5 protein-coding genes are annotated in these 6,524 nt (G+C 31.8%); all 5 read right to left on the reverse strand.

Annotation, left to right across the window (positions count from 1 at the left end):
- Window positions 1–51 precede the first annotated feature (51 nt).
- The gene (locus HMPREF3190_RS04700; RefSeq protein WP_066780864.1) at window positions 52–990 is read right to left on the reverse strand and encodes an alpha/beta hydrolase; all 939 of its coding nucleotides are present in this window, start codon (window positions 988–990) and stop codon (window positions 52–54) included.
- A 447-nt stretch (window positions 991–1,437) separates the two neighbouring features.
- Window positions 1,438–2,472: an alpha/beta fold hydrolase gene (locus HMPREF3190_RS04705; protein WP_449676229.1), complete on the reverse strand. Its 1,035-nt coding sequence runs from the start codon at window positions 2,470–2,472 to the stop codon at window positions 1,438–1,440.
- A gap of 289 nt (window positions 2,473–2,761) precedes the next feature.
- Entirely contained in the window at window positions 2,762–3,394 is a 633-nt protein-coding gene (locus HMPREF3190_RS04710; protein ID WP_066780866.1) for a helix-turn-helix domain-containing protein, read from the reverse strand.
- Between the two features lie 505 nt (window positions 3,395–3,899).
- The gene (locus HMPREF3190_RS04720; RefSeq protein WP_449676231.1) at window positions 3,900–5,747 is read right to left on the reverse strand and encodes a hypothetical protein; all 1,848 of its coding nucleotides are present in this window, start codon (window positions 5,745–5,747) and stop codon (window positions 3,900–3,902) included.
- 562 nt (window positions 5,748–6,309) lie between these two features.
- Window positions 6,310–6,495 carry a hypothetical protein gene (locus tag HMPREF3190_RS07650; protein ID WP_449676233.1) on the reverse strand — a complete coding sequence of 62 codons (186 nt, stop codon included), beginning with the start codon at window positions 6,493–6,495 and terminating at the stop codon, window positions 6,310–6,312.
- Window positions 6,496–6,524: the final 29 nt, after the last annotated feature.

Raw genomic sequence — 6,524 nt, forward strand, 5'->3', positions numbered from 1 at the left:
TCGCATCTCCAAACTTCTCGCATCTCCAAATTCCTCTTCTTCGTCTTTAGATTAAGATTTCAATAATTCAATAATGTGATCCTGCGCCTCTCTGCCTTCTCTAAAAAACCTCGTCATAGGGTAGCAGTGACACATTCCTTTACCTACAATGATTTCATAGGGGACATGGTATTTTTCCATTGCTTTTCTAAATTCTTCTGCAAAGGCGTAGAGGCATTCATTTTCGCCGTAATAAAAATATGTTTTCGGAAAGCCGGTAAAATCTCCTACCGTTCCGTCTAACATATATTCCGGTAAATCTTCGGCCCCCTTTAAAATTTCTCTTGCAGTTTTAATATAGGTAGGTTCAATCATTATGTCTTTATGGTTAAGTTCATGTAATCTTTTCCATATCCCCTTATTTTTTTCAAGACTTACATCGGGAATTCCGCCCGGAGAAACTGAAATAATTGTACCGGGCATGTTAAGGGGTCTGCCTAAAGCATTATTATGTAAAAAAATTCCGATAGATAGGCAGGCACCTGAGGAAAATCCAAGTACGCTGATATTTTCCGCCTTATAAGTTTCTGTCATTAACGCATAGGTTGCAAAACAAACTTCATAGGTTTTATCCACCTTTATATCCTCTGAGCAAAGAGGATAAAATAATAACCAAACATCTTTACCTGTGTTTTCCATGATTCTTTCTGCCAAAGAAAAATCCAACTCGTTCGGTTGTGTAATCATTCCTCCGCCGAAGAGATAGAGAACCGCCCCATCGGCATAATTTTCATTTTTCTGATATGAAATCAGCCTGTATCCCATAACCTCTCTGTCGCAAAGATAATATTTTTTTCTCTTTGCCCTTTCCATTGCCTTGTCTAAATCAAATACTTCCTTTGCATTTTCTCCCTTTGCATACTCAAGCATCTCTTCTTTGTTCTTTAAAAACATTTTTTTGACATGTAATAGTCTCACTATTCCTGACGCAATTTTATAATTTAGACTCATTTTATTTACTCCTTTAAGCATGCAGGCTTTACGGTTTCGATAAACGCAGACGCAAACGCAGACGCACGATCATCGTCTTTTCCCCCGGTCGGCATTCTTCATCGAAAGTCGGCTGATGAAGTTTGCGTCCTTACCAAGTATTTCACAAATTCCGAAAAAAGAGTTTTTTAATTTTATTTTTTCTCAAACGGATTATATTCCCCATCCTTATTACATCATATTCGCAGATGTAGCTTACACCTTCTTGCAGCACACCTATTTCTTCCGGCTAACAATAATATTTACCACGCATGGTAAGGGGCTTTATCTTATCATCGAAAAATAAAACAATCTCATAGTGTACCGACCTCCCAATCGTTAGATTTTGGTCTAACTTTTGGGGGTCGGTACATAATTCCACTTCTTTAATACTACATTTTTATCATTTTTGAACACATAAGTAATTATCTATTTATGATTTTCTTTTAAGAAAGCATCGATAGTCTTTCTTGATTCACTTTTTGCTTTATCATTGCCTTCAATTGTTCCACCTGTTGCAATTCTAATTCTGCCTAGATTTAAAACACCATTGCCTGCAAATATATGTCCTGCTCCTTTATAAGAATAAATCTTTGCATGAGGGTTTTGGTCTTTTATTTTTTTCGCCATGGCCAAGCTATCCCACATCAAATCATCTTCGCCTGCTATCAATAATATATTTGCCTTAACATTTTTGATTGGTATTAGTTTTTCTTGGCTCGAGGAGTCTTGTTCTATTGCACTTTCATAAGTTTCTTTATAACTAATAGGACTTTTAATTATAGTTGGAACAATAATATTCTTTAGAAATGAGCTAAATGATGATTGTTTTATATCTATATATGGAAGCTGCTCTTCTTTATATGTCCATGATGAACCATAATCGTTAAAATCTAGACCCGCAAAATTATAAGACGAAGGCGATATTAAAATCAGATTATCTATTTCAGGATATTTGTAAGCCAAATTAAGTGCATATTCTGCCCCTTTTGACGCCCCCAAAACACTTATCGGTTTATTGTCTTTTATATTTTTATTTATATAATTAATAACGTCTTCAAATTGTTCTAAGGGAATTTTTGTTAAAGTCTGTGCTTGATTTTTCATACCAAACATAAATAGAGCAAAGGTTTCATAACCTTCTTTTGCTAATATCTTAGCATTTTCAAAATTTGGACTTCCTTCAGAACCTCCAAAACAAACTACAAGACCCTTATGGGATTTTTCTTTAGGCAGAAATCTAAATCCTTGCATTCGACCCTCATCTACATACGTTACATCAACTCCATCAATATCTGTAGGGTAGAGACTTATATTAGTAACATCCTTATAATATTCAGGAAAATTTAAAGCATTGGTATCTTTATACTTATAGTCGTTATACATCCTAAGACTAAAAACTAAAACTACTAAAATAATAACAACTGAAACGATTCCAAAAAATATTTTCTTTATTTTCTTCATTTTATTCGTTTCCTTTAAAATAGTATACGGAGTCTAATACTATGTAAAAAATCTTTTTGTTGTTATTATATAATCTTTAGAGTATTCATTACACTAATCTACAGTAACACTTTAATAATCGACATTAAAACATCCACCGCAATAGCATTGCCGACCTGCTTTGACGTATCCTTCTTCATCTTTTTCAAATATAAAATGTTTATAAAACTGCTTAAAATGCAGGATTTATAAAGTTACATCTTTTGTATCAACGCTATATTCTGACCAATTTCCAACCAACTACCGATTCTTACTTATCACGCAACTTACCAACTTGCGTAAATTCCTTATCCCCAACACACATCTTCTTATCGGTGAACTTTACTCGCATCATTCTGCTAATAATATGCTCATCCGTTATCAGCACAAAAAATTGCTTTTCTTTTTTATTCACTAAGTAATACTGTTCACTGCCAATACTTTCTACCGCCTTACCGAATGCAAACGTATCAAACAAAGGAATATCACCGAACAAAGTAGTAATACACCCGATAAAATTGTCCATAAACTTTTTAGACGAATTTGGAATAAACTTCGTCACCGTGAGCATAATAATTTCGGCGTCTGGATATTCATCGCGAATAATTTGTTCCTTTATTTTGATTTTCTTACGAACACCTAATTTTGCATTAAGACCATACTTCGCTAAATCAATAGGCTTCTTAATGATTGACAAATCAATAGCATTGTCTTTATCCAGCAAATAGTCGACAGTAACGCCCAGTGCATCCGCAATCACCTTCAAATTTGCAACATCCGGCAGACCGCGACCACCTTCCCACTTCGCTACCGCAGCACGCGAAACCATAATCATTTCAGCAAGTTCTTCCTGAGTTAAACCCGCTTCCACGCGCGCATTTCTGATTTTTTCTCCTAACAACATCGTATAACTCCTTTCATTGGCTATGAGTTTTCGTTCTTAACGATTATTTGTTTTGCTCGTAATGCAATTAATAACCGCACTGCGTAATTACATACTAACGAGCAACCTATGAATAGCAAAGGAACGAACGAGAACACAAGCGTTACGAATCGTAACATGGCATTTTTTAGCCCATGCACACATAATTATGTGAAAATAACTGCTTCAAAAGAAATTGATACAAAACTTAACAGAGAACGTACAAAATCCAAGCGCGCAACAACAGCTGCTAATCCACTTTTTACATCAATACGACAGTCTCAACATGAAACAAGTGAACGCTAAGTATGTCAAGTGAACCTGTCTGTATGTTGGAACATATCGACTAAACTATTTAACGATAGCATAAGGTTATCGTTAAATAGTATCAGATTATAATGTCCCATACATAGAATACTTTTTGAGACATGTTTTAATGAATCTGAGTCTGTTTGTGAAAATATATCTTAAGAACTATTCAAGTAAATTATTTTATACTATTAAATTCATCTTCTTGTTTACAGTACCTTTCTATTCTTCTATCATATGTGTCTTTGTTGAAATTTTGCCGTGTAATATACAATTTATATCTTTTAAAAATTTTCTCTTTTAAAAAAATTTTTTCTATTGCACAACATGGGCTAATTTCATAATTATTGTTATTTCTGAGAAAATCAATAAATGTATTTGCTTTTTTATTTCTAAACAATTCTGGAGATAACATCCCTATTCGGAAATATTCCTTATTTTTATTATCAAAATAATGTACCACGGGCTGATTGGCAGTTATAAAATTGTATAACTTTGTATCATTTAAAATATATACTCTCTCTCTTTCAACAAAAGAGTAAGAAATATTTGTTAATAAAATCGGGACTACATTTACATTATCTATATTGCAATTAATAGCCTTAAGTCTTGAATTAATGCTTTTCTTACCATTTTCATTCTCGGTAAAATATTTTAAATTACGTTTGAATTTCTCAATGTAATAGTCTAATTCCTGAATATTGCGACAATATCCTCTTACATTATCATGCTGAAATTGCGTTTTGCACTCAATGACAAACAGTGTATTATCTATATATAGTAAAATATCTAATTCATAACTCTCGCCATTACTACTTGTTTTAACATTCTTAATTGCACTAAGATTGTATCTCAATAATAAATTATATATGTTTTCTTCATATTTTGAACCCTTTTTCGATATTTCATTATCATTATCATTAGTAAAAAGAACCATTACGCTTTTTAGTGGTTCAATCATTTTTATTAATGACGGAAGTAAAAGTATAAAATTGTTGTATTCAATTAAAAATGATGAGAATAAATCATTTTTGCTTTGACCAAATACCAGATGCTTAAAAATAACCTTTATTTCAGCCTCACTAAATTTATTTTGAAGTAAATCATTTTTTAATTTTTCTATTTCTATTTTTAGTACGTTTTTCTCATTAATAGCTAGTTTATAGAAATAAGTGTAGATGGAAACCCATCTTTCCAGTTTTATGTCTAGGTATTCTTCAGTTAAGTCTTCGCTATAAAAGAATTCTTTTAATTTTTCTCTAAAGGAATTCGAATATTTAATTATGTCATTTTTATTATCAAAATCTTTCAAATTTTTAGCATTATTTAAATTATAGTACTCTAAAAATGAAAATATTCTATCCGTAATTATTCCATGATTTTCTCTAATATATAATTTATTAAATAATCCAGTATTTACTTCCACATCTCCGAACATCCAATTAACAATTATATCATTTACTAAATTGAGTAACTGAATTAAAACTAGGATATCATTTGAATTTTTATCATCAGTATTTTGAAAACACGTCGACTTGTTATTTTTAAATCCATCTCTAAGCAATGTTCCTAATCCTAAAATGATATTTTCGCTAGAAACTAAATATTGTTCTTGCTCATACTCAGATGAAGTTTTACTTAATTCATCTAAATTTTTAGATATTTCGTCATTAAATCTTTCCACCCAGTTTAAAGATGAACAATTCATCTGTCTGAGTTTTAATATATCTTTTTCTATTTGATTTCTTTTTTTATTTAGTTTATCACCCTCTTTAGATAATCGTCTAAAGTTCTTATAACTATTATCTGAAAGGTTATCTTTAACCCAATTTTTTATTATACGTTTAGTATCGTTACTAAATAATTTTTCGTTTCTATCTGTAACAAAATAACCAGAATATTTTAAAACTTTTAATACTTCTTCCTCATTTTTATTTTTATTAATATGATCCAAATAGTCTAAAGCATTATTCTTTATATTTCTTTCAATTGAATTTATTCTCACATCATTGTATTTTTTACTCATATGAATACTCCGTATTATGTTGCCAACGTTTATCAATTTTCATTTCTCAAGTATTTTCAAAGCATAATAATTGTTTTTCAATATATAAATTTTTGTATCTACCCATCTATTGCACCTGCCCGTTTTCATTTTTTCACCCAACCATACTACAATTTCTGTCTGGATGGATTCCCATTAAACAATAACAAGAAGAATACCGTGATTCAAAATCATCTGCTTTAACTCCCAGATTTCTTTGATTTCGAGATTTTTAAGTTTTTCACTTCTATACTTTTGGCAGCAAACAAACCGTCTCCACATGGATTGAGAGAACTCCTAGTATAGCTACACTTTTTGAGTGCACACTATGGGTAGTGGGTGCACTTTTTAACGATAGGAAAAGCTATCGTTAAAAAGTTTAAGATTAGCTTGATAACGCGTTACATTGCAATTGTTCCAGTTGCTTAGCCTGATCTCTTCTCACGTAAATAACCGCAAGTATTTGAACTTCTTTTCTACTCTCATCAACACAAAAGTAAACGTAATAATTTTTTACGCGTATTTTTCTAAAACCAAGCTCACCCTACGGCTGCTCATCTATACACTTCACACGATAAGGCATCATCTGTAAAGACATCATTTCCGACTTCAACAGCTTGAGTATTCTTTTAGCTATTATCGGCTCTTTTAGCTCCGTTGCGATATATTCTCGAATAAGTGCAAGATGCTCTTTCGCCTGACGAGTAACTTTTATCTTATACTCATCCATTAAAGACCCTGTTCAAGCTCTTCAAAAAC

It is taken from the genome of Umbribacter vaginalis (genome assembly GCA_001552935.1).
Lineage (GTDB): Bacteria > Actinomycetota > Coriobacteriia > Coriobacteriales > Eggerthellaceae > Berryella > Berryella vaginalis.

What these genes read in the sequence shown, in the direction of transcription:
- HMPREF3190_RS04720 (WP_449676231.1), bottom strand. Translation starts at nt 5,747, where the DNA reads ATGAGTAAAAAATACAATGATGTGAGAATAAATTCAATTGAAAGAAAT.
- HMPREF3190_RS04710 (WP_066780866.1), bottom strand. Translation starts at nt 3,394, where the DNA reads ATGTTGTTAGGAGAAAAAATCAGAAATGCGCGCGTGGAAGCGGGTTTA.
- HMPREF3190_RS04700 (WP_066780864.1), bottom strand. Translation starts at nt 990, where the DNA reads ATGAGTCTAAATTATAAAATTGCGTCAGGAATAGTGAGACTATTACAT.
- HMPREF3190_RS07650 (WP_449676233.1), bottom strand. Translation starts at nt 6,495, where the DNA reads ATGGATGAGTATAAGATAAAAGTTACTCGTCAGGCGAAAGAGCATCTT.
- HMPREF3190_RS04705 (WP_449676229.1), bottom strand. Translation starts at nt 2,472, where the DNA reads ATGAAGAAAATAAAGAAAATATTTTTTGGAATCGTTTCAGTTGTTATT.